Source organism: Nonomuraea turcica (genome assembly GCF_030718205.1).
Lineage (GTDB): Bacteria > Actinomycetota > Actinomycetes > Streptosporangiales > Streptosporangiaceae > Nonomuraea.
In genome coordinates, this window is the sequence record NZ_JAUZQF010000022.1 from 1 (window position 1) to 21726 (window position 21726).

At 69.9% G+C, this 21726-nt stretch carries 26 protein-coding genes and 1 tRNA gene; 11 read left to right on the forward strand and 16 right to left on the reverse strand.

The window, feature by feature from the left end; genetic code table 11:
- Together Q9G87_RS43170 and Q9G87_RS43175 are read right to left on the reverse strand one after the other, a co-directional pair.
- On the reverse strand, nucleotides 1-704 hold a 704-nt coding region (locus tag Q9G87_RS43170), incomplete at its 3' end, for an NADPH-dependent FMN reductase family protein (protein WP_305922421.1).
- Nucleotides 705-762: 58 nt separating this feature from the next.
- Entirely contained in the window at nucleotides 763-1740 is a 978-nt protein-coding gene (locus tag Q9G87_RS43175; protein WP_305922422.1) for a helix-turn-helix transcriptional regulator, read from the reverse strand.
- A gap of 46 nt (nucleotides 1741-1786) precedes the next feature.
- On the opposite strand from Q9G87_RS43175, the gene Q9G87_RS43180 reads away from it, so the two are divergent.
- Nucleotides 1787-2227 carry a hypothetical protein gene (locus tag Q9G87_RS43180; RefSeq protein ID WP_305922423.1) on the forward strand — a complete coding sequence of 147 codons (441 nt, stop codon included), beginning with the start codon at nucleotides 1787-1789 and terminating at the stop codon, nucleotides 2225-2227.
- Here the strand turns inward: Q9G87_RS43180 and Q9G87_RS43185 are convergent.
- The 5 genes from Q9G87_RS43185 to Q9G87_RS43205 form a co-directional block, all read right to left on the reverse strand.
- On the reverse strand, nucleotides 2214-2534 hold the full coding sequence (locus Q9G87_RS43185) for a hypothetical protein (protein WP_305922424.1): 321 nt from the start codon (nucleotides 2532-2534) through the stop codon (nucleotides 2214-2216). The genes Q9G87_RS43180 and Q9G87_RS43185 overlap by 14 nt on opposite strands.
- A 121-nt stretch (nucleotides 2535-2655) precedes the next feature.
- Nucleotides 2656-3111: a hypothetical protein gene (locus Q9G87_RS43190; protein WP_305922425.1), complete on the reverse strand. Its 456-nt coding sequence runs from the start codon at nucleotides 3109-3111 to the stop codon at nucleotides 2656-2658.
- 35 nt (nucleotides 3112-3146) lie between these two features.
- Nucleotides 3147-4943 carry a Na+/H+ antiporter NhaA gene (nhaA, locus tag Q9G87_RS43195; RefSeq protein WP_305922426.1) on the reverse strand — a complete coding sequence of 599 codons (1797 nt, stop codon included), beginning with the start codon at nucleotides 4941-4943 and terminating at the stop codon, nucleotides 3147-3149.
- Between the two features lie 27 nt (nucleotides 4944-4970).
- Entirely contained in the window at nucleotides 4971-5660 is a 690-nt protein-coding gene (locus tag Q9G87_RS43200) for a GAP family protein (protein WP_305922427.1), read from the reverse strand.
- A 151-nt stretch (nucleotides 5661-5811) separates the two neighbouring features.
- The gene (locus Q9G87_RS43205; protein WP_305922428.1) at nucleotides 5812-7182 is read right to left on the reverse strand and encodes a Dyp-type peroxidase; all 1371 of its coding nucleotides are present in this window, start codon (nucleotides 7180-7182) and stop codon (nucleotides 5812-5814) included.
- A gap of 111 nt (nucleotides 7183-7293) precedes the next feature.
- On the opposite strand from Q9G87_RS43205, the gene Q9G87_RS43210 reads away from it, so the two are divergent.
- Complete coding sequence (locus Q9G87_RS43210) at nucleotides 7294-7830, forward strand: hypothetical protein (protein WP_305922429.1); 537 nt, start codon at nucleotides 7294-7296, stop codon at nucleotides 7828-7830.
- Here the strand turns inward: Q9G87_RS43210 and Q9G87_RS43215 are convergent.
- Nucleotides 7775-8269: a DUF523 domain-containing protein gene (locus Q9G87_RS43215; RefSeq protein WP_305922430.1), complete on the reverse strand. Its 495-nt coding sequence runs from the start codon at nucleotides 8267-8269 to the stop codon at nucleotides 7775-7777. The genes Q9G87_RS43210 and Q9G87_RS43215 overlap by 56 nt on opposite strands.
- 138 nt (nucleotides 8270-8407) lie before the next feature.
- Here Q9G87_RS43215 and Q9G87_RS43220 point away from each other — a divergent pair, with 138 nt between their 5' ends.
- From Q9G87_RS43220 to Q9G87_RS43240, 5 genes are all read left to right on the forward strand, one after another.
- Nucleotides 8408-8770, forward strand: a complete 363-nt coding sequence (locus Q9G87_RS43220) for a hypothetical protein (RefSeq protein ID WP_305922431.1) — start codon at nucleotides 8408-8410, stop codon at nucleotides 8768-8770.
- Nucleotides 8767-9153, forward strand: a complete 387-nt coding sequence (locus Q9G87_RS43225; protein ID WP_305922432.1) for a hypothetical protein — start codon at nucleotides 8767-8769, stop codon at nucleotides 9151-9153. Before Q9G87_RS43220 ends, Q9G87_RS43225 begins: the two co-directional genes overlap by 4 nt.
- Nucleotides 9154-9184: 31 nt before the next feature.
- Entirely contained in the window at nucleotides 9185-9787 is a 603-nt protein-coding gene (locus tag Q9G87_RS43230; protein ID WP_305922433.1) for an SRPBCC family protein, read from the forward strand.
- A 191-nt stretch (nucleotides 9788-9978) separates the two neighbouring features.
- Nucleotides 9979-11202, forward strand: a complete 1224-nt coding sequence (locus tag Q9G87_RS43235; RefSeq protein ID WP_305922434.1) for a CynX/NimT family MFS transporter — start codon at nucleotides 9979-9981, stop codon at nucleotides 11200-11202.
- On the forward strand, nucleotides 11199-12026 hold the full coding sequence (locus tag Q9G87_RS43240) for an alanyl-tRNA editing protein (protein ID WP_305922435.1): 828 nt from the start codon (nucleotides 11199-11201) through the stop codon (nucleotides 12024-12026). The genes Q9G87_RS43235 and Q9G87_RS43240 overlap by 4 nt, the downstream gene beginning before the upstream one ends.
- Here the strand turns inward: Q9G87_RS43240 and Q9G87_RS43245 are convergent.
- Nucleotides 12023-12472 (reverse strand): dienelactone hydrolase family protein, encoded by a 450-nt coding sequence (locus Q9G87_RS43245; protein WP_305922436.1) that lies wholly within the window; start codon nucleotides 12470-12472, stop codon nucleotides 12023-12025. The genes Q9G87_RS43240 and Q9G87_RS43245 overlap by 4 nt on opposite strands.
- A gap of 245 nt (nucleotides 12473-12717) precedes the next feature.
- Between Q9G87_RS43245 and Q9G87_RS43250 the strand changes: the two genes are divergently transcribed.
- Together Q9G87_RS43250 and Q9G87_RS43255 are read left to right on the forward strand one after the other, a co-directional pair.
- Nucleotides 12718-12933 carry a helix-turn-helix domain-containing protein gene (locus tag Q9G87_RS43250; RefSeq protein WP_305922437.1) on the forward strand — a complete coding sequence of 72 codons (216 nt, stop codon included), beginning with the start codon at nucleotides 12718-12720 and terminating at the stop codon, nucleotides 12931-12933.
- Between the two features lie 4 nt (nucleotides 12934-12937).
- Nucleotides 12938-13468, forward strand: a complete 531-nt coding sequence (locus Q9G87_RS43255) for a Clp protease N-terminal domain-containing protein (RefSeq protein ID WP_305922438.1) — start codon at nucleotides 12938-12940, stop codon at nucleotides 13466-13468.
- Nucleotides 13469-13471: 3 nt separating this feature from the next.
- Here Q9G87_RS43255 and Q9G87_RS43260 read toward each other — a convergent pair whose 3' ends face one another.
- Entirely contained in the window at nucleotides 13472-14365 is an 894-nt protein-coding gene (locus Q9G87_RS43260) for an RNA polymerase sigma-70 factor (RefSeq protein ID WP_305922439.1), read from the reverse strand.
- Nucleotides 14366-14440: 75 nt separating this feature from the next.
- Here Q9G87_RS43260 and Q9G87_RS43265 point away from each other — a divergent pair.
- Nucleotides 14441-14513, forward strand: a tRNA-Ala gene (locus Q9G87_RS43265).
- A gap of 155 nt (nucleotides 14514-14668) precedes the next feature.
- On the opposite strand, the gene Q9G87_RS43270 is transcribed toward Q9G87_RS43265, so the two are convergent.
- The 5 genes from Q9G87_RS43270 to Q9G87_RS43290 all read right to left on the reverse strand — a co-directional run bounded on the left by Q9G87_RS43270 (nucleotide 14669) and on the right by Q9G87_RS43290 (nucleotide 16733).
- Nucleotides 14669-15142 (reverse strand): AAA family ATPase, encoded by a 474-nt coding sequence (locus Q9G87_RS43270; RefSeq protein WP_305922440.1) that lies wholly within the window; start codon nucleotides 15140-15142, stop codon nucleotides 14669-14671.
- Nucleotides 15143-15145: 3 nt separating this feature from the next.
- Nucleotides 15146-15667: a nucleoside-triphosphatase gene (locus Q9G87_RS43275; protein ID WP_305922441.1), complete on the reverse strand. Its 522-nt coding sequence runs from the start codon at nucleotides 15665-15667 to the stop codon at nucleotides 15146-15148.
- A 12-nt stretch (nucleotides 15668-15679) separates the two neighbouring features.
- Nucleotides 15680-16090 (reverse strand): VOC family protein, encoded by a 411-nt coding sequence (locus Q9G87_RS43280; RefSeq protein WP_305922442.1) that lies wholly within the window; start codon nucleotides 16088-16090, stop codon nucleotides 15680-15682.
- Between the two features lie 184 nt (nucleotides 16091-16274).
- Complete coding sequence (locus Q9G87_RS43285) at nucleotides 16275-16463, reverse strand: DUF4236 domain-containing protein (protein WP_305922443.1); 189 nt, start codon at nucleotides 16461-16463, stop codon at nucleotides 16275-16277.
- A gap of 66 nt (nucleotides 16464-16529) precedes the next feature.
- Entirely contained in the window at nucleotides 16530-16733 is a 204-nt protein-coding gene (locus tag Q9G87_RS43290; RefSeq protein ID WP_138666837.1) for a DUF4236 domain-containing protein, read from the reverse strand.
- A 186-nt stretch (nucleotides 16734-16919) separates the two neighbouring features.
- On the opposite strand from Q9G87_RS43290, the gene Q9G87_RS43295 reads away from it, so the two are divergent.
- Nucleotides 16920-17681 carry a metallophosphoesterase gene (locus tag Q9G87_RS43295; protein WP_305922444.1) on the forward strand — a complete coding sequence of 254 codons (762 nt, stop codon included), beginning with the start codon at nucleotides 16920-16922 and terminating at the stop codon, nucleotides 17679-17681.
- A gap of 602 nt (nucleotides 17682-18283) precedes the next feature.
- On the opposite strand, the gene Q9G87_RS43300 is transcribed toward Q9G87_RS43295, so the two are convergent.
- The gene (locus Q9G87_RS43300) at nucleotides 18284-21682 is read right to left on the reverse strand and encodes an alpha-L-arabinofuranosidase C-terminal domain-containing protein (protein ID WP_305922445.1); all 3399 of its coding nucleotides are present in this window, start codon (nucleotides 21680-21682) and stop codon (nucleotides 18284-18286) included.
- Nucleotides 21683-21726: the final 44 nt, after the last annotated feature.

Below are 21726 nucleotides of genomic sequence, written 5' to 3' on the forward strand. Positions count from 1 at the left end.
CTGCGGCCTCCGTTGGCCTCGTCCCTCGCTCTCTCCGGCCTATCGCGCCGCCCGTGTTCATGGTCGCGCTTGCTGCGGCCTCCGTTGGCCTCGTCCCTCGCTCTCTCCGGCCTATCGCGCCGCTCCGGGTAGAGGTGGCGCAGCACCTCGCGGACGCCGACCGCGGCCCACTCGGCGCCGTGCGCCAGCGCGGCCAGCGCCGGCACGCCCGCCGAGAGCAGCGGGAACGGCAGCGGCCGGTACGGCGGCCCGTCCTCGACGACCAGCGCCACCGGCGTCCCGTAGCCGGCGACCGCCCGCAGGAGAACGGGCCGGTCCTCGGCGACCCACTGCGCGTGGACGGGAAGCACGGCGATCACACCGTCCCATTGGGCGGCCTGCTCGAGGATGGCATGCAGGGCTTCATGGTCCCCTTTGCCGATATATCCGGAGTCGGTGAGCGGGGCCGTCGCCCCCGACTCCACCTGGTCCGCGATCCAGTCCGCCGACAGCCTGGCCGTGCCCCGTACCCGCGCCGACCCGGCGTAACGCCGCCGATCGGCGAGCAGCGGCCCGTCGTAGCCGCTCCGGCGCACCATGCGGACCGCGTCGTGCCCCGCCTGGCCGGTGAAGACCAGGCCGGAGCCGGGATGCCCGGCCAGCGCCACCGCGTCGTAGACGTCCCTGACGCTGACCTGGACCAGCAGACGGTCGCGCAGGTCCATGGCGCGCTCTCCGGGGCGGGGGAGTCTTTACAGCGAAATATCCCCATAAATAAGGGGTTCAGGCGCTCCCGTACCGTTCCCCGAGCACCTTCGCCACGCCCGCCAGCCGATCACGCAGCTCGCCGGGGGCCAGCACCTCGGCGTCCACGCCCAGCCGGAGAAACTCCCCGAGCGCGTGCTCGATCGACTCGATCGGCACCGTGACCCGAGTCCAGCCCTCCTCGTCCGGTGGCCCAGCGCTCTCCCGCGCCGCGGCCACCACACCCGGCGTCATGAGATTCGCCAGCCGCTCCAGGCCGCGCGGCGAGAGCCGGACCACCGCCTCACCCCACCGCAGGCCGGCCTCGAACGCGGCCAGGTATTCCTGCCAGTACGCCGCCAGATCGAAGCCCTCCGGCCGGGTGAACCCCTCCTCCAGCGGATGCAGATCGAGGATCTGCGAGACCCGGTACGTGCGCACGTCCTCGCCCGCGCGCGCTACCAGATACCACCGCCCCGCCTTGACCACCAGCCCGTACGGGTCCAGCCGCCGCTCCACCTCCTGCGGCGCCTTCCACCGCCGGTATCTGACCTGGATGCGCCGCTCGTTCCAGACGGCGTCGGCCACGGCCGGCAGGTACGTGACCGGCTCCCGGTCCCGATACCAGGTGGGCGCGTCCAGGTGGAAGCGCTCCTGGATGCGCCCGGCCCGATCGCGCAGCTCGACCGGCAGCGCGGCCATCAGCTTGAGCTGCGCGGCCGTCACCACCGCGCCCAGCCCCAGCTCCGCCGCGGGACCCGGCAGCCCGGCCAGGAACAACGACTCCGCCTCGTCCGCGGTCAGGCCGGTGAGCCTGGTGCGGTAGCCGTCGAGCAGCTGGTAGCCGCCCTGCGGCCCGGCGTCGCCGTACAACGGGATGCCGGCCGTGTGGAGGGATTCGACGTCGCGGTAGATGGTGCGTACCGAGACCTCGAGCCGGTCGGCCAGCTCCCGCGCGGTCATCCGGCCGCGCGTCTGCAGGAGCAGCAGGATCGAAACAAGGCGAGAAGCCCGCATAGTCGCTGACATTACCTGTCAGTGACCCCGGCCTACGGTCGGCCGCATGAACGATTTCGACTTTTTCGCCGGCCGCTGGAACGTCGTCAACCGCCGCCTGGTGAAGCCGGGCGAATGGGACGAGTTTCCCGGGCAGTCGGTGGCGACCCGGCACTTCGACGGGGCGGCCAGCTTCGACGAGATCACCTTCCCGACCAAGGGCTCCAGTGGGCTGACCGTCCGCGTGTACAACCCGGAGACGCGGCAGTGGTCGATCTACTGGGCCAGCAGCAGGCTGGGCGTGCTCGACACCCGTCCCATGGTGGGCGCGTTCGAGGGGAACCGGGGTGAGTTCTTCGGTGAGGAGACCTACGAGGGCAGGCGGGTGCGGTGCCGGTTCATCTGGACCGTCATCGACCGGGACACGGCCCGGTGGGAGCAGGCCTTCTCGGAGGAGGGCGAGGAGTCCTGGGAGACGAACTGGGTCATGGAATTCACGCGCGCGTGACGCCGTGGAGCGCGCGCGGCATGCCGGTGGGCGTCGCGTCGGCGGTGCTGCGTACCCACAGCAGCGCGGCCACGGCCACGGCCGCGATCAGCAGCACCAGTCCGCCGACCACGATCACCCACCACCAGGCGGACTTCGGAGGCTTCGCCTCGTAGTGGGGCACGTCGGGCAGCATGTCCGGGGTGTACGGCAGGCGCTGCGTGGACGGAGGGTCCTGCCGATGCGGTGGTTGCGTGGGATGGGGGTAACGGTGCCTGATCGTCTGGTCGGGATCCGGGTCCTGCCGGTCAGGCTGATGTGGATTCATGAGGCCCTCGAGCACGCTGCGGAGTGTCGGGTTTTCCGCCCACATTGTCACACTCTCGCCGGCTTTCCCGCCCAGGTGGCATGACATCTGTACGCGCGACGGAAGCCGGCGGCCGGCGAGATCAGCTGGGACGCGTATCCCAGGGGTTGAAGGGTGGGTTCGGCGGGTTCTGCCGGCCGGGGGGCTGCTGCTGGAAGGGCGGCTGCCCCCACTCGGGCTGCTGCGGCGGCTGCCGGCCCGGCCCCTGGGGTGGCGCGGGCTGCTGCGGGTTGCGCCGGGTCACCACGGCCCCGATCAGCAGGGCTGTGCCGGTGAGGCTGAAGAGCAGGGAGATGGCGTTCGAGATGGTGAGCGCCGGCGCCAAGCCCACGACGTCGGCCACCGCCTCGTCGACGAGGCCCCGTGCGATGTTGAACACCGTTCCCACCAGCAGCACGACGCAGCCCATGATCCCGATGACCGACGCGCGCCCGTGGTCGCGTCTGCGCATCGCCATCATGATGATGCCGCCCACCAGCAGCACGCTCAGCAGGATGAGGCCCGCGATGGTGACGATGGCGAAGGACGTGCTGATCATCAAAAGCTCCCGCAGGTGAGGTGACGCCGAAGACCTTACGGGGATTCGCGCAGTTCTTCCAAGGCCCGGCTGATCGAAGCCAGGTTCAGCGGACCCTGGTAACGCACGCCGTTCAGGAAGAGCGTGGGCGTGCCGCGCACCCCGCTGTCGCGCCCCGACGCCTCGTCGAGCCCGATCCTGGAGACGTGTCTCGGCACGTCGGACCAGGGCTCGACATCCAGCTGGGCGGCATAGTGCGCCAGGTCGGCGTCCGTGAGGAAGCGCTGGTTGTCGTAGAGGATGTCGTGCATTTCCCAGAACCTGTCCTGATCGGCCGCGGCCTCGGCGACGATCGCGGCAGGCGCGGCCCGGGGGTGCAGGGTCCTGAGCGGGAAGTGCCGGAACACCATCCGTACGTCGGGGTTCTTGTCGCGGAGCTCCTCCAGCACGGGATGGAGGCGGCCGCAGTACGGGCACTCGAAATCGCCGTACTCCACGATCGTGATCCTGGCGTCCTGCGGACCCCGCACGTGGTCGCCGGGCCCCACGGGTACGGACAGCAGCTCCGACAGCTCCTCGTCCGGCTCGGCCTCGGGCGGAGCGCAGACGCCGCCCCGATCCCAGGCCATCCGGAAGATCACCCAGCCCAGCAGGGCGGAGAGCAGCGACCCGGCCAGGATGCCGATCTTCGCCTCGGCCTGGATCGCCGGATCGTCGAAGGCCAGGTCCACGATGAACAACGCCACGGTGAATCCGATCCCGGACACGGCGGCCCCGCCCAGCAGCTGACCCCACACCAGGTTTCCGGGCAGGATGCCCCATCCGAACCTGAGCGGCAGCCACGTGCCGAGCGAGATCCCGATGAACTTCCCCAGCAGCAGCCCCAGCGCCACGCCGATGGCCACCGGCGACGTGAGCGCAGCCCGCAGGGTCTCGGCGTCGAGCCGCACGCCGGCGTTCGCCAGTGCGAACACCGGCACGATCACATAGCTGCTCCACGGGTGCAGCCGCAGCTGCAGCCGCTCGTTCACGGAAACGGCCATCTGCACCCGCCGCGCGGCCTCCCTGGCCGCCCGCGCGCTCGGCTCGGTGGTGAACTCGTGCACCGCCTCGCCGGCCATCAGCAGCTTATGGTCGGTCGGGGCGTATACGAAGACCAGGACGCCCAGCGCGATCCCGATGAGCGTGGGGTGGATCCCGCTCTCCAACGTGGCCACCCAGAGCCCGAACCCCAGCACGATGTACGCCGGCGCGCGCCAGATCTTCAACCACCGCAACGTCATGATCGCGGCCAGCAGCACGGCGGCCACCACGAGGGCGGGCAGGGCCAGGCTCTCGGTGTAGAACAGGGCGATGATGATGATCGCCAGCACGTCGTCCACGATGGCCAGGGTCAGCAGGAAAGCCCGCAGCGGATCGGGACACCGCGCTCCCACGATGGCCAGCACGCCCAGCACGAAAGCGGTGTCGGTGGCGATCGGCACGCCCCACCCGGCGGCTCCGGGCCCGCCGAAGTTGAGCAGCAGGTAGATCCCGGCCGGCACCAGCATGCCGCCCAAGGCCGCCACCGCCGGCACCGCGATCAGGCGCCGATCCCGCAGCTGCCCGAGCCGCATCTCGTAGGAGACCTCGAGCCCGACGACGAAGAAGAACAGCGTCATGAGGCCGTCGTTGACCCAGTGCCGCAGATCCAGCGAGAAGACGGCGTCCCCGAAGGACAGACCCATCGGCGTGTGCCAGAAGGCCTCGTAGGTGTCCCCCCACGGGGAATTCGCCCAGAGCAGGGCCAAGGCGGTGGCGACGAGCAACACGCTCGTACTGCCGGCCTCGGTCCTGAAAAAGGCTCGCAACATCTCAGATCTCCCCCCGGAGATCTGATCCTAGGGTCCCTTGGAGAACAGGTAGGACACCGCGTCCAAGGCAAGCAGCAATCCGACGATGGCCAGGGCCCAGCTGACCATCGAGGCCGAGTTCTTGGTGAGCCACGCCCGCAGCCGCTCCAGCTTCGGCTCCAGCCAGGATGCGGCCACCGCGCGCAGCCCCATGAGCGCCAGCGGCGGCACGATCATGATGAGCACGTAGCCGGCGAGCAGCGGCAGCCACTGCCCCGGGGGCAGGCCGGAGGTGGTCATGATGCCGACGGCCGCCAGGTACGGCACCATCGTCGCCACCTCGACCACCCCGGCCGTCAGCCCGAGCACCACCATGACGCGCGGGCCGCCGGTGCGCGGCTCGAACCGGCGCTCCGGCTTGCCCAGCTTCGCCCGCCTCTTGGGGTCGAACCTGTAGCTGAGCGCGAACAGCCCCACCCCCAGGACGAGCTGCACCCAGTACGCCGGGCGGCTGTACAGCGCGTCGCCGAAGCTCTCCATGGCCGCCGCGAGCCCCAGCGTCAGCGCCACCCCGACCAGGAAGTAGAAGAGCGCGATGGTGCCGAGGTAGATCAGCAGCCGGGACACGCGGGATCGTTCCGAGGCCAGCAGGAGGTAGATGGGGATGACCAGGGTGCCGAAGCTGGTGCTGTCGATCACCGCCAGGGCGGCGAGGGTGAGCATCAGTCCGATCGTCATGTGACGATCCTCTGGTCACGGGAGAGCGGGCGCCTCCTCCACCGGACCGAAACCGGCGTACATCCTTCGATGCATCCTCACTCGTCCGTGGCCAGGCCTGCGTCCTTGGCCCATGCGGCCCAGTCGGCGAGGGCCTGGTGGAGGCTGATGATCAGAGATTGCGCAGATACGCGAGGGACGGCGCGAAGAAGTACTCCCCGCCCTTCATCGTGACCGTCTGCGCCACCTGGGCCTGCGGGAGCGACATCTCCGGCTTGCCCCAGACCTTGGGGAAGGCGACCTTGATGTCCCGGTCTCCCTGGCCGATGACCGGGTCGTGGCCGGTTGCCGGGTTCTCGAAGTCCGGATTGTTCGCCCAGGTCTGCTGCGTGAACTCGAACTGGCTGATCAGGCTGCTGTTGAAGGCCATGAACAGCAGTCCGACCTCGCCGCTCGGCCGGTTCTCCGGCGGCGAGTCGTCCGAGGGGTCGTCCGCGCGCTCCCCGTACGTTTGCCCGCGCCTGGCCATGATCACCTCACGCCCGAACGAACGCGGGTTCGTCTTCCTGACGTGGCCGCTGAACGGGCACTTGCTGCCGTCGTCCCCGTCATAGGTGAAGTCGTTGGCCACCGGCCCGCCGGCCGCCTTCGCCTTGCTGGTCAGCGGCGTGCCGTCCTTGAAGCGGCCGACCAGCATGGCGCCCGCCCGGTCGCGGTCGGCACCGGTCAGGCCGAGGCCGTCGGCCAGGTCCCGCTCGATCTCCTTGAACGCCCTGACGTTCTGCTCCAGCTTCCTGAACACGAAGTAGCTGCCGTGGTGGCGCACGGGGCTCGGCGCGAGCGGGTCCGGCACCAGCACGTTGGCCAGCGGGAACGCCGGATCCCAGCGCTTGCGCGGCTCCCGTTCCACCTCGTCCTTCAGGAACAGCGGCTGGCTGCGGCCGTCCACGTAGCCGAAGTGCTCGATGCCGTCGCCGGCCGGGTTGCGCATGCCCTGCCCGGTCTCCTCGCCGAGCAGCCGGGCGCTGTCCGGCAGCTCAGCCAGGATTTCTTCGCGCAGCGCCGCCACCGGCTCGGGCTCGGCGTCGCCGATGAGGATGACGGCGTGGATCTCCCGCTGGAAGACCCACTCCCACTGGTCCACCGGCGGGTCGTTCACCTCGGCGATCCGCCGCTTCATGCCGTCGCGGAACACCTTGTCGCCGAACTTGCGCATCTCGTCCAGCGAGTGGCCGAGATCGATGTATCCGGCCTTGCTGATGCCGATGCCGACGTACGGCGTGCCGGGGCGGCCGCGGGCGGCGAACTCGCGTACCTCCTCCAGGTGCTTGCGCGCCGACTTCATCTTGGTGGTCGCGATGTGCCGCAGGAACGCCCTGCCCTCGGGCACATCGTTGAACCGGACGAACAGAACGGACAGGTGCTCGCGTACATGCGCGCGCAGGATGTTCGGCTGGAGATTGTCCAGCATCGCTTTGGTGTCCGCGTTGAGCGTGGCCGAGTCCCAGGCCAGGGGTCGTTCATTGTTCAGGTCGACAGCCATTGCCGAATCCCTTTCCCCGTTTCCGAATGAATCGGGCCCCCAAGCGCGTCCCACCGATCCAACGCGCCCCACCTGTACGACTCGCGAGAAGCTGGGAAGGTTTCCGGAAAAATGAGGATTTCTCCCGCGCGGCTCTACTGCGCAGGTCGTACCGCGACGGCCTCCCTGGGGACGATGGCCCGGTCGGGCCGCGGTGGGACCGTGGTCGGCATGGACGCACTGCGCAAAGCCTTGGGCGGGCTCTCGCTGCTCTATGCGCTGGTCTTCTTCGCGGCCATGCTGCTGCACTCCGGGGTCGCGCTCGGCCCGCTGACCCAGCCCGTGATCGTCCCTGCCTCGATCGTGGAGACGGTGTGCGGCCTCGCCATGCTCGCCGGGGCGTACGGCGCGCTGTCCGGGCGGGAGTGGGCCTGGGACGGGCTGATCTACACGCACGCGGCCGCGCTGGGCGGTGTGCTGATGGGCATGCTGGCGATCGCGCTGAAACCGGGGGCCGAGGCCACCACGCTGCTGCTCTGGTATCACGGCACGATCGCGGCCGCGCTGGCCGGCGGCCTCGGCGCGGCCTTCTACGTCTCCCGGGTGTGCCCGGTCACGACTCCAGGGTCCGCAGGTAGGCGGCGGCCTCGTCGACGTGCTCCTCGGTGAACACGCGGATGCCGTTGGACTCCAGCAGCGCCGTCGTGACGCCCTGGCCGGGCGTGCGACGGCCGCGGAATGTGCCGTCGTAGATCGACAGCGCGCCGCACGACGGGCTGCCTTCCTTCAGGACCGCCAGCCGGATCCCGAAGGACCGGGCGACGGCGAGCGCGGCGTGCGCGCCCGACAGGAACTCGGCCGTCACGTCGGATCCGTCCGTCGCCAGCACCCGGGCGGCGCCGGCGAGCACGGCCGCCCCGCCGGCCCCACCCTCGATCTCGGAGGCCGGGCGCGGGATCGGCAGCCCGCCTTCCACCTCCGGGCAGAACGGCACCAGCCGCCCCTCCTCGCGCCAGCCGGCCAGCCGGGCGTCCGAGCTGGTCTTGGCGCCGCCGTCGTAACGCACCCGGCGGCCCATCAGGCAGGCGCTGACGAGGATCCTCTCCACGTCTTCGATCCTATGAGCAACCGGCCCCGCCACCGCCACACCACGTGGCCCCTTGGCGTCGGTGAGCCCGCGGCAGGCGCCGACGATCGAGCAGGGTGTGCCGGGAGGGCGGCCCACCCTGGCGATACCCTTACCGCGATGAACACCACCGTCTCCACGATCGTCATCGTCGGCTCGCTGGTCCTCATGCTGGCGAGTGCGATCGTCGCGATCCGCAACCGGCCGATGGGCATGGTGCTGCTGATCGGCTTCGCCGTGCTCGAGGTGGCGGTGCTGGTGCAGCTGGGCTTCGTGATCGCGGCCGTGGCCAGGGGAGAGGGCCCCGAGGACAAGGTCACGCTGTGGGGCTACCTCGCCGGCCAGGTCGTGATCCCGCCGGCCGGGGTGTTCCTGGCGCTGGCGGAGCGGAGCAGGTGGGGGTCGGCGATCCTGGCCGTGGCCGGGTTCGCGATCGCGGTGATGACGGGCCGGCTGCTGCAGATCTGGCAAGGAGTGGCGTGAGCGCGTCCTCCTCGCTCGGCACCGGGCCCGGGCGTGCCCTGATCGCCGTCTACGGGTTGTTCTCGCTGGCCGCCGGGGCGCGGGCGGCAGTGCAGATCGCCGGCAGGTTCCAGGAGGCGCCGCTGGCGTACTCGCTGTCGGCGTTCGCCGCGCTGGTCTACATCCTGCTCACCGTCGCGCTCTGGCGCGGGGCCCGGCGCGTGGCGCTGGTCGCGCTCGGCATCGAGCTGGCGGGCGTGCTCGTCATCGGCACCGCCAGCCTCCTCGACCCGGCCGCCTTCCCCGACGAGACCGTCTGGTCCGCCTACGGCAAGGGCTATCTGTTCATCCCGTTGGTGTTGCCCGTCGTCGGCCTCTACTGGTTGCTGCGGCGAAGGCGTTAACGGGCGGCGTGCCCGGGCAGAGGCGCACCCCATGAGCACGATCGAGCACTCAATCGACGTCGAGGTCCCCATCACGGTGGCCTACAACCAGTGGACGCAGTTCGAGAGCTTCCCCGAGTTCATGGAAGGCGTGGAGTCGGTCAAGCAGATCAGCGACACGCGTACGGCCTGGGTCGCGGAGATCGCCGGAGTGCGGCGCGAGTTCGAGGCCGACATCACCGAGCAGCACCCGGACGAGCGGATCGCCTGGCGCACCACCGACAAGCCGCACCAGGCCGGTGTGGTCACCTTCCACCGGCTCGACGACAACACGACCAGGGTCACGCTGCAGATGGAGTACGACCCTGAGGGCTTCGTCGAGACCGCCGGCGACTGGCTGCAGCTGGTCCGCCTGCGCGTGGTGGGCGACATGAAGCGCTTCAAGATGTTCATCGAGTCGAGGGGCGGCGAAACGGGCGGCTGGCGCGGCGACGTGCCCGGCCCGCATCAGCGCGGCTCGACGTACGGTGGCGACCAGCCGGTGCCGCCCGGCACGGTAGGTGGCGACAACCTGCCACCCTCCGACACCCTTCCGCCGCCCGGTCCCAAGCCTCCCGGCACCGAACCTCCGGAGGGTCCCCGCCCGGTCATGTGAGCCACCGCGGCCGCCCGCGCGTCCCTGCGCCCGCAGCTGCCGGGCCGTTACGGCCGGCAGCTGCGATCGCGGCGCTACGTGAGCCGCGCCACATCACCAGCCCGGCACGGCGGCCAGGAATAAACGTATGTTTCGGTCCTGTTACACTGGCCATTCATCCCATGATTAGATGAGTGGAGGACCGTGCTCACATGAGCGTGCTCACCCAAGAGCCTCGGGGGAGAACCGCACCCCTCGCCTGGCTGCTCGTGTTGGGAATCGTCCTCGCCGCACTCAATCTCCGCACCGCCGTCACCAGCGTCGGTCCTCTCCTCGATCAACTCGCCGGCGCGCTCGGCATGTCGAGCGTGGGCACCGGCCTGCTCACCGCCCTCCCCGTCCTCGCCTTCGCCAGCGTGGGCGTCGTCACCCCGGCGCTGGCCAGTCGGGTCGGTGAGCACCGGCTGCTCCTGCTTGCCCTGCTCACGCTGGGCGCGGGCATGCTGGTCAGGGCGCTGGTCGAGTCCGCGCCGGTGTTCCTGCTGAGCAGCGCGGTCGCGCTGTCCGGCGGGGCCGTCGGCAACGTGCTCATCCCAACGCTGATCAAGCGTCACTTCCCGGCCCGCACCGGGATCATGACCACCGTCTACACCACGGCCCTGGCGACGGGCACCATGCTGGCCGCCGCCGCGACCGTGCCGATCGAGCGCGCCTCGGGGGACTGGCACATCGCGCTCGGCGTGTGGGCGGCCCTGGCCGCCGTCGCCGCCATTCCGTGGCTTGCGCTGCTGCGCAGTGAGCCGGAGCGGGACGCGGGCAGCAGGGACTCGGGCATCCGCCGGATGCTCGGCAGCCGGATGGCCTGGATGATCGCGACGTACTTCGGCACCCAGTCGATGATCGCGTACATCATGCTCGGCTGGTTCGCCACGATTCTCGTTGACGGCGGCTACAGCACCTCGCAGGCCGGGCTGATCCTCGGGGTGTTCACCGCGCTGAACATCCCCGTCTCGGCCGTCGTGCCCATGGTCGCCGCCCGGTTCCGGGACCAGCGTCCCGTGGTGGTCGGGCTCGTGGCGTTCTACGCGGCCGGGTTCCTCGGGCTCTGGGCCGGGCCGATGTCGTGGGCGCTGGTGTGGGCGGTGCTGATCACCGTCGGCATGGGGTCGTTCCCGCTGGCGCTGATGATGCTGGGCCTGCGCACCCGTACGCCGGAGACCACGGCCGGGTTGTCGGCGTTCGGCCAGAGTGCCGGCTACCTGATGGCGGGGGCCGGCCCGCTGCTGGTCGGCGTGCTGTACCAGATGACGGGGGGTTGGGCGCTGACGTACACGATGATCTTCGCTGTCCTTGTCGTGCAGCTCCTCACCGGCCTGTACGTCGGCCGCGACCGCTACCTGGAGGACGAGCGGCCCGCTGGGACAATGACGAGGTGAAATCGACTGCCGTCACCTTTCCCAGCGGCCAGGTCTCGGGCCGCTCTCAGATCGTCGGGACCGTGCCGGCGGGGGACCGGCACGGCCTCGTCGTCGCCGAGACCCCGTTCCATCCCCTCGACCACACCTGGCCTGACCAGCCCGCCGACCGCGGCACGGTCGGCGGCGTGCCGGTGCTCGACTGCGTGACAGGGGCCCAGTCGAGCACTGGCGAGGTCTTCCTGGGCGAGGCCATCCCGGTGCGGCGCGGCGCCGAAGGCTGGGAGTGGCTGGTCGTCCACGTGACCGATACGCCGCTGCCCGTGGGGGCCGAGGTGGAGCTGGAGGTCGACGCCGCGTTCCGTACGGCGCTCTCGGCCGGGCACACCGCGTGCCATCTGGCCGCTCTCGCGCTCAACGCGGCCCTCGCCGGCCTGTGGCGCAAGGAGGCGCCGCTGGACGCGCTCGGGCACCCCGACTTCGACCAGGCCGCGATCACCTCCTCGCGGATCGCCGAATACGGCAGCGTGGACGTCTACCGCCTGGGCAAGTCGCTGCGCAAGAAGGGGTTCTCCGCGGAGGGCCTGGACCCTGAGCTGGTCGCCCAGCAGGTGAACGACCGGCTCAAGGCCTGGGTGGCCGCCGACGCGCCGGTCCGGCTGGACGTGCCGGGGCCCGGTCTGACGGCGCGCCGTACCTGGCACTGCTCTTTGCCCGAGGGCGAGGCGTCGATCCCGTGCGGTGGCACGCATGTCACCCGCACGGCGGAGCTGGGCCGGGTCGAGGTCACCCTCTCCCTTGAGGGCGCGACCCTGACCATGCGCACCACGACCCGCGCCGTCTAAAGACCGGGCAGGAAGCCGAGCACCCGCTTCCAGGCGTCCTCACAGGCCGCGGCGTGCTCGGCGAACCCCGCATCGAAGAACCCGTGAGGCGCCCGCGGGTACGTGACGTTCTCGTGCGGCACCCCCGCCGCCGTCAGCGCCTCGCCGAACTCCGCCACCGCCTCCGCCGGGATGCCCTCGTCGGCCCCGCCGAACAGGCCCAGGATCGGCGCCCCGAGCTCCGCCGCGTGCTGCGTCGGCCCCGGCCCGTACGGTCCCGCGATCTCGGGAGCCCCGTAGAACCCGATCACCCCGGCGAACCCGAAGCGCGGATCCGAGGCGAAGAACGCGTTACGCCCGCCCATGCAGAACCCGAGCGCGACGACCGGCCCGCCGCCCAGGTGCGCGGCGGCCGCCCGAAGATCGGCCTGGATGCCGTCACGGGTGAGCTTGACGATGTGCTCCATGAGGGGAAGGACTCGCCCCGCACGTCGTCGGGGCGGGCCTCATACGCGGCGAACGTCGTGGTGCCGTCGGACGAGGTCAGGCGGATGGCGGCGGCACGGGTGCCGGTGATGGGCGGCTGGGGGCGCGGCTGGCCCGCCGCATCCGGCCGAGGCGCTCCCGGTGCTCGCGCTCCTCGCCGAGAGGCTGTGAAGAACCGCGTCAGCATATGCTGACAAACGGCCGCGCGTCAGCATATGCTGACAGCGTGGAAGTCACCGAACTGGCCGAGGCGGCCACCGATCGCGACGCCGGAGTGGGCCTGGCGGCAGTGGCCGCCCTCAGGACCCTGCTGGAAGAGCTCGAGGCGATGCACGTGTCGAACGCCCGCGCTCAAGGCTGGTCGTGGGAGCAGATCGCCGACGCGCTGGGGGTTCGGCGGCAGACCGCCCATCGCAAGCACGCTCACCGGACAAGGGGGTAGCACGGTGTTCGCCAGGTTCACAGAAGAGGCCCGCCGGGCCGTGGTCAGGGCCGGGATCCTCGCACTCGACGCCGGACGGCCGGCGCTGGAAGCCGACCTGATGCTGCTGGGACTGGCCGAGGTACGGCCGTTCGAGCTCACGTCGTTCACCGCGTCGGCGAGCGACGTGCGCGAGCGTGTGGACGTCGGCGACCCCCGGTCGTTGCTCGCCACGCTGGGGATCGACCTCGACCTGGTGCACCGCCGCACCAGGGCAGGCGCCGACGCGCCAGCCGCGTGGCGGTTGCGGCGCTCCCGGCTGAGGCCGCTCCGGGTGACGTTGTACGGGCCGCTCGGCCAGATCCCCCTGGCCATGCACGCCAGAAAGGTCATCGAGGTGGCCCAGTGGCGGTCCGGCCCGGTCACCGGGGAGGACCTGATCTGGGGGCTGCTGGCTGACTGCTCCAACGGCGCCGCCAGGATCCTCCGGGACGCCGGAGTCGACCTCCCCGAGCTGGTACGCGAGATCGGCATGCCGGTCCGCCGCGCCGCCTGACGTTCAGCCCGCCGCCCGCAGGTGCGCGATCTTCTCGGGGTTGGCGAGGAGGTAGATGGTCTCGATCTTGCCGTCCGCGACCACCAGTGAGATGACCGTGATCACCCTGCCGTCCGCCGAGGCCACGATCGCCGGCCCGTCGTTCACCTCCGCCATCTCGAACGACAGGCCGGCGGCCTCCGCCATGCCGATCGAGGCCATGAAGCGCGCGATGTTCGCCGGCGTGTTGATCGACAGCAGCCAGCGGCTGACGTTGTCCGCGCCAGTGATGATCCGCAGTGCCGCCCTGGCCTTGCCGCCGCCGTCGCTGACCATCGTGACCTCGCTGGACAGCAGCTCGATCAGCCCGTCGAGGTCGCCGTTCGCGGAGGCGTTCATGAACCGCTGGGTCATGCGCCTCCGCTCGTCCCTGTCCACATCGAACCGCGGCCGCTTCTCCTGCACGTGCTCCCGCGCCCGCCGCGCGAGCTGCCTGGTGGCCGGCTCGGCGCGCCCGATGATCTCGGCGATCTCCGCGAACGGCAGGTCGAACGCCTCCCGTAACACGAACACGGCCCGCTCCAGCGGCGACAGCGTCTCCAGCACCACCAGCAGCGCCAACTCCACCGACTCGGCCAGCTCGGCGTGCTCCGCGGTGTCGGGCTCGGTGCTGATCGGCTCCGGCAGCCACGGCCCGACGTACGCCTCCCGCCGCGACTTCGCCCACCGCAGCCGATCGATGGCCAGCCGCGAGGTCACCCGGATCAGATAGGCCTTGGGGTCGTCGACCGTCGCCTGATCCACACCCGACCAGCGCAGCCACGCCTCCTGAACGACGTCCTCAGCGTCGGCGACACTGCCCAGGATTCGGTACGCGACGCTGGTCAACAGGCTGCGATGATCTTCAAAGGTGGACATACAACCTAAGACGTATCACAGGATCTTCGGTGTGACACGGGCGCTTCAGGATTCCGATACACTTGGTGATCGCAAGGGGCTATAGCGCAGTTGGTAGCGCGCCTCCATGGCATGGAGGAGGTCTGGGGTTCGAATCCCCATAGCTCCACCTGTGTTCCATATTCGAACATGTGGAAGAGATCGTCGAAGGGCGGTCGGAAGGCGACATCGCTGATCCGGCCGCCCTTGATCTTTATGCGGGTGAAGAGTGCCTTGTTGAGCTGGGTTCGGGTGCGTGTGATCACGGCGACGCCCTCGCCGCACTCAAGCGTCGTATCCGGCCAGCTCCTCGGGCGTCGGAGGCTCGAAGATCATCGCCCAGCGGTCGAGCAGGTCGCGGGTGATCGGCGCTGTGCCCCAATCGCCGGCCGCGTTGCGGCTCTCCAGGCGGCGGTGCAGCTCCTCCAGGGGCACCGCGAGATAACGCAGCTCGACGGCCGCGCCCAGGGTGCGCGCGCCGAGCCGCATCGCCTCGCGTTCCTCGCGCGACCAGAAGCCGTACTCCAGGATGACGGTCTGGCCGAGCCGTAGCAGGTCCTGCGCGTGCCGCCAGAGTTGCCTCTCCAGCCGGTCGCGGGCCGGCTCGTCGTAGAGGTCGATGCCGAGGTGGGTGAGCCATTCGTCGGGGCAGAGACGGACGGCCGGGAGCTCGGTGGCCAGCCGCCGGGCCAGCGTGGTCTTCCCCGAGCCGGGCAGTCCGCAGAGCAGGATCAGCCGTCCCGGCGGTGTCGTACGCACGGGTTAGGCCGACAGCAGGCGGCTGAGTGTGCGGGGCAGGTCGTCGCGGTTCTGCGGGGTGACGGTGATCAGCTCCGCCTCGATACGCGACTTCAACGACGGGCGGCTGCGCTGGTGGATGGTGGCCACGACGGGGATGTCGGCGGCGAAGAGCGCGACGCAGCGTGGCATGAACGCGGGCGACAGCAGCTCCATCGGCCCGATCTCGTCGATGAGCGCGACCGCGCCCTTCGTGGTGAGCGCACGCTCCATGGCGGGCAGCGCGATGCGTTCGAACTCCGGCACATTGACGCCGTACTGCCCGACCCGGGGCCCCGACACCCACGAGACATGGGCCATGACCGCCTTCTCCCCGCCGAACTCCTCCACCGTGAAGCCCACCCGGTGGCCGTGCTCGCGTAGCTCGTCGCTGACGAACCCGCGCACCGGCACGCCCGCCCCCTCCAGCAGCTCCGCCACGCGGCGGATCACCGTGGTCTTGCCGGTGCGGGGAGGGGCGGTGAGCAGGATGTGCGGGCGCGACACGAGTCCAGGATGTCAGACCGGCCGCTTGCCGGTCAGCACCTCGAGGTAGTGCGGATTCCGCATGATGCCGAGGATGTTGCCGAACGGATCCACCACGGACGCGGTCACGAAGCCCTTGCCCTCGCCCCGCTCGGTGATGGGCTGGTATTCCTTGGCCCCCATGCTGAGCAGCCGGTCGAACGCGGCCTGCAGGTCGTCCACGTGCCAGTACATGATCGAACCCGCGGGCCCGTCGGTCGCGCCCTCGGGGGCGAAACGGCTGTTGATCAGGCCGAGCTCGTGCTGATAGTCGCCGAGGCGGAACTCGGCGTAGGCGCCCGGGACCTCGTAGTACGGCTCGATGCCGAGCAGCTCGGCGTACCAGCTCTTGGCCGCCTCGAAGTCGGCCGCGTAGAAGTTCAGCGTCGCGAATCCTCGCAGCATGTCGGTTTCCTCTCTCCGATTCCTGATACTGCGATTCTTGCGGTCAAAGTGCTCACCAAATGAGCACTTTCATCCGGCCAGTGTGGCGTGCTCACGGCGGATCTGGGCCCACGCCTGCTCCACGTGCCGCCGCTCCGTGGCCGGGCCGGAGGTTTTCACCTCCGGCCCGTTCTATGGCGAGCGGTCAGCGGCGACCGCCGAGGGTCTTGCGCCAGTGGAAGCCGCCGGGCAGGTTGACCGACAACGTACGGCGGCCCTCCGCCGTCCGGGTCACCCGGAACAGCCGGTTGCCCCAGCTGTGTCCCACGCCACCGCGGGAAAGGTTCAGCCGGAACGGCCCGAGCTTGATCGACTTTCGGTAGCTCCAGCCCATCGCATTCCTCCCATGAGATTCGCGAATGAGCCCTCTGCTACCCCGACAAAGCGCGATATATCGGGTTTAGTAATGCCTGTAGTACTTGCGCTTTCCGAACGTCTTACCGACGTGGAAGCCCCCAGGCAGGCGCAGGGACACGTGCCGACGGCCGTCCGGGGTGGCCGTCACGTGGAAACGCCGGTTGCCGAAACTGTGGCCGACTCCGTGCCGCGACAGGTTGATCCGGAACGGTCCCACCTTGATTGACTTGTTGTAGTGCCAGCCCATGTCCCTCCTTCGGTGTTCATGGAGAAGAACGGCCGGTCGGCCCGCCGAGTTCCGCCCGCGTCTCGGCCAGGGCGTCCTCCGCTCCGGAACTGGTCCTGGGCTTTCCGCCCGGAACTGGATCTACGGTCGGTCCGGTCGTCCGGCGTACCGTAAGGGGGCCTGAGAGAAGGGGAAGGACCTCCAATCATGATCGTGATCGCCCATCTGAGCGATATCCACATCGGCGCCACACCCGGCAGCGTCGATCGCGCCGACGCCGTGATGCGCTATCTCGACGACCTGCCCGGGGATCTCGACGTGGTGCTCGTCACCGGCGACATCGCCGACCACGGGGTCGCGGAGGAGTACGAGGAGGCGCGCAAGCTGCTCACTTCACGCCACCCCGTCCTGGTCGGTCCCGGCAATCACGATGTGCGGGAGGAATTCCGCCGGGTGCTGCTCGGCGAGCCGGCTGACCCCGGCGGGGAGCCGATCAACCAGGTTTACCGCAGCTCCAAGGCGGTCTACGCGATGTGCGACTCCTCCATTCCGCCCCGTCAGAACCCGGGGCTGCTGGACGATGAGACGATCGCCTGGCTTGAGGGTGTGCTGGAGGGGGAGCGCGAGCTGCCGGTGTTCGTCGCGTTCCACCATCCGCCGGTGGTGCTGCACAGCCCGATCGTGGACGCCATCAGGCTGCGGCGGCCCGAGCCCTTGGAGTCGTTGATCGCCCGGCACCCGAACGTGGCCGCCGTCCTGGTCGGGCACGCCCACACGGCGGCCGCCACCACCTTCGCCGGCCGTCCGCTGCTGGTCGGGCCGGGGGTCATCTCGACGCTGAAGCTGCCGTGGGAGAAGGGCGGGACGTCCCCGGAAACCTGCGCCGACTACGACCAGCCCCCGTCGATCGCCTTCCACGTCCTCGACGATGACGGCCGCCTGACGACCCACTACCGAGTGATCGGGTAACCGGCGGGAGCGGCCCGCCCCGCTCGGCCCCGCCCCGGCCAACATGCCGGCGCGCCGCGACGTGGTGCGCTTGCGGTGTGGTGCCCGCGGTGCCGTGGGTGCTCGTGCGGTGCTCGTGCGGTGCGCCTGCGGTGCGTCTGCGGTGCGGTGCGTCTGCGGTGCGGTGCGTCTGCGGTGCGGTGCGTCTGCGGTGCGGTGCGCCTGCGGTGCGCCTGTGCTGCGGTGCGCGTGCCATGCGATGCGATGCGCGCTTGCGGTGCTGGTGCGCTGCGGTGCACTTGCGGTGCGTTGCGCCTGCGATGCGGTATGCCTGCGGGCGGTGCTCATGCGGTGCGCTGCGCTTGCGGTGCAGATGCGCTCTGATGTGTGCGCCTGCCATGCGGTGCACGTGCATTGCGGTGGTCTTGCGATGCGCTGGGATGCGGTGGTCCCTGCGATGTGATCCGACGCACATGCGATGCGATGTGCCTGCGGTGCGGTGCGGTGCGTCTGCGATGCGGTACGTCTGCGACGCGGTGCGCCGGGCCGCGGCGGAAGCATGTTCGCCTGCGCGGAGGCGTGGGGGCGGCGCCGTTCGGTTGGAGCGGCGCCGCCCCCGGGTCTCACCGTTCCGTGAGCTTCACGAACGTCACCGATTGGGCCGGGAAGTCGTAGGTGAAGGACGAGGAGAAGCCGTTCTCCCGCCACTCCACCGGCGCCACCCGCTCCGGGTCCGCGATCGAGTTCATGTCCGACGGCGCACCGGTCAGCGACGTGACCTTGGCCGTGGGACGGACCTGGAGGCCGCCGAGGTCGACGGTGCTGCGTACGGCGGTGTCCTGGGCGTTGACGACCTTGAGCGTCACCGCGTCACCGTCCCTGGACACCACCTGGTACAGCGGCTCGACCCGGCCACTGTCCACGAACTCGTTGACCTTCTGCCCGTCCAGCCAGGTCGTGATCTTGCGCCCGCTCACCTCGATCTTCAGCCGGTGGTCCCGGCCGGTCTCGACCGTGGTGGCGGACGTGGCGATCGAGGACTTGCCGCCGTTCACGGACTTCTCGATGGCGGACTGGGTGTTGTTCCAGCCGCCGACGTTCCACCAGTAGAAGTTGCCGGTGTCCCGCACGCCGAACATCACCAGGAAGCCCTCGGCCCCGCCGGTCTTGCGGGCGGTCACCTCCATCGTGTAGTTCGACCAGTCAGCGGAGCCCGCTGTGGACCTGGCGTCCTCGACGAGCGCGGACTGCACGTACGCGCCATCCTGCACGGCCCACGTCCCCAGCCCAGGGGTCCACTGGGACGCGCCCGCCGAGAAGTCGTCCGACAGCAGGACGGTCCCGTCCTTCGCGGTGACCTTCACGTCGTCGTAGCGCACCTGGGTGCGCCAGGCCCCGAGGCCCACCGCGCCCTTGATGTCCTCCACCGGCTGCGCCTCGGCCTCGAACGAGCTCGGCACCACCCGGTCGCCCACATTCGTGGAGAACAGCCGCTGCACGTGGTAGCTGGGCGAGCCGTACGCCTGGTCGTTGTCGAACCAGATGAGGTCGGGCGTCCAGTCCACGTAGTCCACGTTGGCCAGCAGCGGCGCGTACGAGGCCAGCTCCACCACGTCGGAGTTGCGCTCCAGGCCCGTGATGTACGACGCCTCCGCCAGCGCGTTCCCGAAGGTGTTGCCGCGGGAGGCGTACTCGCCCACGAACACCTTCGGCCCGTTGCGGTCATAGGAGTCGTAACGGTGGTTGTTGGTCAGGAACCAATCGGGGTTGTTGTAGTAGTGCTCGTCGACCAGGTCGGCCTTCTGGTCGCGGGCGAACTGCCACATCCGGTCGAACCAGGCGCCTCCCGACGTCTGCCCCGAGTTGCTGATGATCTTGATGTCCGGGTACTTGGCCCGGATGGCGCTCGCGAACTTCGGGTAGTTCGTGAAGAACTCGGGGTAGATCTCCTCGTTCCCCAGCCCGATGTAGTCCAGCCCGAACGGCTTGGGATGCCCCAGCTCGGCCCGCTTCTTCCCCCACTCGGAGGTGACCGGCCCGTTGGCGAACTCGATCAGGTCGAGCGTGTCCTGCACCCACGTGGCCAGCTTGGCCTCGTCGGTCAGCGGCCGGTTCTCGCCGCAGCCGTTGACGCCCACCGACAACACCGGCAGCGCCTCGGCCCCGATGTCCTCGGCGAACTGGAAGTACTCGAAGTAGCCGATTCCATACGTCTGGTTGTAACCCCAGAAGTTGAAGTTCGTCGGCCGCTCCTCGACCGGGCCGATCGTCTCCTTCCACTGGTAGATGCGCCGCCGCTCCTGGTTCAGCGAGTACGGGTCGTACGTGCCGACGTTCGTCACGCAGCCGCCGGGGAAGCGCAGGAACCGCGGCTCCAGGTCGGCGATCATCTTGGCCAGGTCCGTCCGCATGCCGTGCCCCTTGAAGGTGTCATGCGGGAACAGCGAGACCATGTCCAGGTCGGTCCGCCCGGCGGGAGCCTGGACGATCAGGCGGCCGGCGTCCGTGGTGGCCGACGCCGTGAACGAGGCCGTGTACTGGGCCCAGCCGCCCGCCTTGACCTGCAGCGTCGCGGTGCCGAGCACGGTGGTCCCATCCTCGGCCGTGACCGTCAGCGGCGCGTCCTGCGCCCGCCTGGCCCACAGCGACAGGTCGTACCGCTTGCCGGCCTTCAGCGGCAGGCCGCGGTTGAAGCCGGCGTTGCTCACCCCGGCCGTGCCGTCGCCGGCGACATCGAGCCGCAGGTAGTTGCGGTTGTTGGGGTTCAGAGGGTCTTCACCGGTGACCGTGAGGGTGGCGGTGGCGCCGCGCTCGGCCTTGCTCCAGGCGGTCAGGCCCGTGTAGGAGCGCTCGTCGACGGAGTTGAACTCGAACGAGCGGTTCTGCACCAGCTCGGCGTACAGCCCGCCGTCGGCGGCGTGGTTGATGTCCTCGTAGAACACCCCGTAGAGGTTCGGGCTGACCTTGGTGCCTTTGGCCTTGGCATCCACGGTGAGCTTGCCGGACAGGTAGTCCTCGACGCGGAACTTCGTCGCCTCCGTCCCCATGACGAGCCTGCCGTCGCTGATGGAGACGTTGCGGGCGCCGGAGGAGAGCGTGACCTTGCCGCCGCCGGCGTCCTTGAGCTGGAAGACCGACGCGGTCCCGCTCAGCCGCACCTGGTCGGTGGCCTGCAGGTATTTCCCCGTGTCCACGTCCTTGAGCGTCACGCCGTCGCCGCTGGCCGTGGCCGTGACGGCCAGGCCGGTCATCGGCGGCCGCGCCGTGGCCCGCACCGCGCCGGACTTGTCGGCCGACAGGTATGGCAGCGTCGTCGCCCGCAGGGTGAACGCGCCCGCCGGCACCACGGCCTGGCCCTCGGCCGCCTTCACGGCGATGTAGTCGAAGTCGGCGCGCATGGACGTGCCGTTCTGCGCCGACAGCGCGAACAGCCCGAGCTGCTTGACGTTGAGCCGTGCGGTCATCTTGGCCGCCTGCACCCACGCCGAGCCGTCCCAGTAGGAGGACGTGAACTCGTCCCCGGCCCGCGCCAGCTTGACGATCTCGGCGGAGGAACCGGGACGGGCCGCGAAGGTCGAGGTGAAGGCCGCTCCGACCTCGGTCGCGGTCTCGATCACCGGGCCGCCGGCGAAGCCGACGTGGGCCAGCCCGGCCCGTACGTAGTTGTCCCAGTCTTGCCAGGCCAGCAGGCCGGCGCTCTGGTAGTCGAGCGTGACCGGCGCGCTGAGCTTGGTGACCACCTCGAAGTCGCCCGCGGGGACGTCGACGAGGAAGAGGTTCCTGGCGTTGTTCGAGCCTTGGTGGGTGTCGCCGGTCAGGGTGTCCAGGTGGAGCACGCTCGCGGACACCGACCAGCGGGAGTCGTCGGGCGACAGGACCGTCCAGTCCTCACCCAGCGTGGTCCCGTCGAACTGGTCGACGACCGCGCCTTCGGGGATGGGATCCGCCAGCGCGGCCGCCGCCGGTGGTGGCGCCACCAGCAGACCCGCTACGAGCAGGGCGGATAAGGCGATTCGCATCATGAGTGGGGGGCTCCTCGGGTTTTGTTAGCGCTAACATTTTAGTT